A 3,098-nucleotide genomic window follows, 5' to 3' on the forward strand; every position below is an offset into this window, starting at 1 on the left:
TTTTAAAGAAAAATATTTTTCATTTACCTATTGACATTTATTAGCTGGACTTTGCCTTCTCTCTTGCTTACCCCATTACACAATCTTATAATAACACATTTTAATAGTATTCCCCTGATAACTCATTCCCTGGAATAAAATTCTTCACCGGTTTCCAGACAAATGCCCTGCATGAACCGGAATGTACTGCTATCCATTTAACGACCGTTCTGCATACGCTTCAAAATTTCAGAACATCATTTCGTTCTTCTCCTGTAAACTTCCCTCATGTTTTGTCGCGTTGTCAACAACTTCTTTATTGTAACAAACATGTTACAGTTTGTCTATTCTGCCTTCCATAGGTCTCCCCATACGGAATCACACAAATTGACACAGTATTCTCTGGAAAAATCCGGATCCTGCGAAACGATCTCATTTTCCTCTGCCAGTTCTTCCGGATAATCCTCCAGAAAATATGTTGTCACACCTTCGGGACCGGAAGTCACATGACTGATCATAGGTTTCACCCCATAGTCTGCAATCTCCACCTCTCCATGATCATTTTTCGTAATCGTTACCTCTGCCATGCCGCCCACCATGCGGTTAGCGACTCCCTCTCCGGTGCCGGAAGTCCAGTTCACGAAATTTCCCAGCGAATAATACACTAGCATTTCATGGTCACTCTCTTCCTCTGTCACCCATTCGATGGGTTCGATCACATGAGGATGTGTCCCCAGTACCAAATCCGCACCGTTTTCCGCAAATATCTTGGTCCATTTCTCCTGCGAAGCATCTGACGTCAGCCTGTACTCCGTTCCCCAGTGCGGACATACGATAGTGAAATCCGCCAGTTCCTCTGCCCTCTGAATATCTGCCGCCACCTGTTCCTCATTCAACAGATCCACCGCATAGGGCATGTCCGCCGGCAGAGAAATGCCGTTGGTTCCGTAAGTGTAATTCAGGACTGCAATCCGCATATCTCCCAGCTCAATGATCGCAGGGTCTGCACCGCAGGAAGTGGAAGTATCCGCAGTATCATGAATACCCAGGACAGTGATCTGCGGGTATTCGTCCCTCCAGTACTCCGCACAGTTTACCAAGCCCGCACGTCCCTTGTCCATAGCATGGTTCGTGGCATGACAGATGACATCGAATCCTGCTCCCACCAGTGAATCGCAGAGACTGTAATCCGCATTGAAGCAGGGATACCCGGAGATTCCAAGATCCGCACCGCCTATGATCACCTCCTGGTTCACCAGAGCAAGATCTGCCGCAGCAATCTCCTCTTTAGTGTGGGAAAACAGCGAATCATAGTCGTAACTTCCATCCGGCCGCAGACAGCTTTCCTCCACCGGAGTGTGAAGCAGTACATCCCCTACCATGATGATCTTGTACTCTGGGGTGGCTTCCGGTGGTTGGTCGGTAGATGGCTGGATTGCATCCTGCGTTCCTGTTTCTATTGCTTCTGTTTCTATTGCAATAGTTCCCGTGGCACTAACAATATTTTCATTTGTTACTGTATTGTCCTCAGACACCATCTCAGTCTTCGCACAGCCGAACAATAAAAAAATGTTCCCTATACAAATATAAAACATTATTGCTTTTCTTAAAGTCAAAAATCTTCTATCTGCCATTTTTCTACCTTTTCACTGATTTTTCTGTATTTTTTTCTTCTTACTATGTCCCATTATAACATACCTATGATTTCGGGGTCAAAAGCCCCCGACTTTAATGCCTACGGATTGCTCCGTGCTATGCACTCCCACGTCTCCGCTCCGCTTCGGTCCGTGCTAAACATGTGCCACTGGCATATAGCACCCTACCCTCTATTCGCATATCGTGGGATTATCAGCATATATGATCAGAAACTGTTTGATTATATGGGATTGATTTGCTTCCTTTTTCAGACATCTTTTATGTACTAAATATTTGATTGATGAGATTTTCCACACTCATTGTGTTTAGACTGTATTTTTCTGATTCAAATGTATATATAATGTCTCTACCTTGTATAAACCCATTCTTGGCGTAAATGTCTATTTTTTTCATAGCTTTCTGACAGTAAATCGGATCTGTCATCATTCCCAAATGCTCCCATAAAATCGTTTTTCGATCTTCTAACCGCAGGCATGTAAAATCCGGATATATCATTCCCAATCCCTTTAGGTTTATAGGACATTCATACTTGTATGGGATATTTTTATGGTACAACATATCTGCAATGATCTTTTCTGACTTTGATCTGACTCTTTCTTTCTTTTCTGTGTAGATTTCCGCCTGTCCTTCTGCAAAATCTTTACCTGAATATATTTTTGCTGACCACTGATTCACATATTCCTTATCCGATATTATCCTCGCATCCACCATTTTTTTCCTGGATGGACTCATTCTGTCATAGACACTATATAGTTCTTCTACCTGTACTATTTCTTGTTTTTCACATTTTTTAATAATATTTTGTATATTCTTTAATTGCTTTTCTACCTCTGACAGCAATTTTTCATCATAATTTCGTTGTGCAAGCTTACCTGCCAATTCAAAATCAGATTTTCGCAGATATTTTCCATTTGGATAGGATGTTCTAGTTTCAGCAGAGTCCAAATAATATTGCTCAACTCCTCTGCAGTTAATTATTTTCAGATTGCCTAAAGGTGCATTCTGTATACTCGTTTCCAAATTTTGTTTCAAATCCCTTAGCCAATGTTCTCTTTTTAGCAATTGTTCATATAGAAAGTCCTTTATAGCCTTTTCCTCCCGTTGTACATTTTTTTCATTTATTGCTTTTCATTTAATCTGTATTTTTCTCTTTCTCGCATGTATTCTCTTGCCTCTGGCACATACCTATTTCATCTTTTTTCTGTTTCCGCATGTATTTCTTTGCTTCTGGCACATACCTATTTCATCTTTTTCCTTATTTCGCATGTTTTTTCTTACTTCTGGCACATACCTATTTCATCTTTTTTCTGTTTCCGCATGTATTCCTTTGCCTCTGGCACATACCTATTTCACCTTTTTCCTTATTTCGCATGTTTTTTCTTACTTCTGGCACATACCTATTTCATCTTTTTTCTTTTTTCGCATGTATTTCTTTGCTTCTGGCACATACCTAATCCATAATT

At 41.0% G+C, this 3,098-nt stretch carries 2 protein-coding genes; both read right to left on the bottom strand.

Annotated elements, in window-relative coordinates; all coding sequences use genetic code 11:
* Positions 1 to 323 precede the first annotated feature (323 nt).
* Complete coding sequence (locus DWZ61_RS09465) at positions 324 to 1,613, bottom strand: CapA family protein (RefSeq protein ID WP_243026387.1); 1,290 nt, start codon at positions 1,611 to 1,613, stop codon at positions 324 to 326.
* Between the two features lie 280 nt (positions 1,614 to 1,893).
* Positions 1,894 to 2,655, bottom strand: coding sequence for a hypothetical protein (locus DWZ61_RS09475; protein WP_147354708.1), 762 nt, complete (start codon positions 2,653 to 2,655; stop codon positions 1,894 to 1,896).
* Between the last annotated feature and the right edge of the window lie 443 nt (positions 2,656 to 3,098).

It is taken from the genome of Clostridium sp. AF34-10BH, assembly GCF_003478095.1.
GTDB lineage: Bacteria > Bacillota > Clostridia > Lachnospirales > Lachnospiraceae > Acetatifactor > Acetatifactor acetigignens.

Coding starts and splice junctions, on each gene's coding strand:
- DWZ61_RS09465 (WP_243026387.1), bottom strand. CDS start 1,613: ATGGCAGATAGAAGATTTTTGACTTTAAGAAAAGCAATAATGTTTTAT.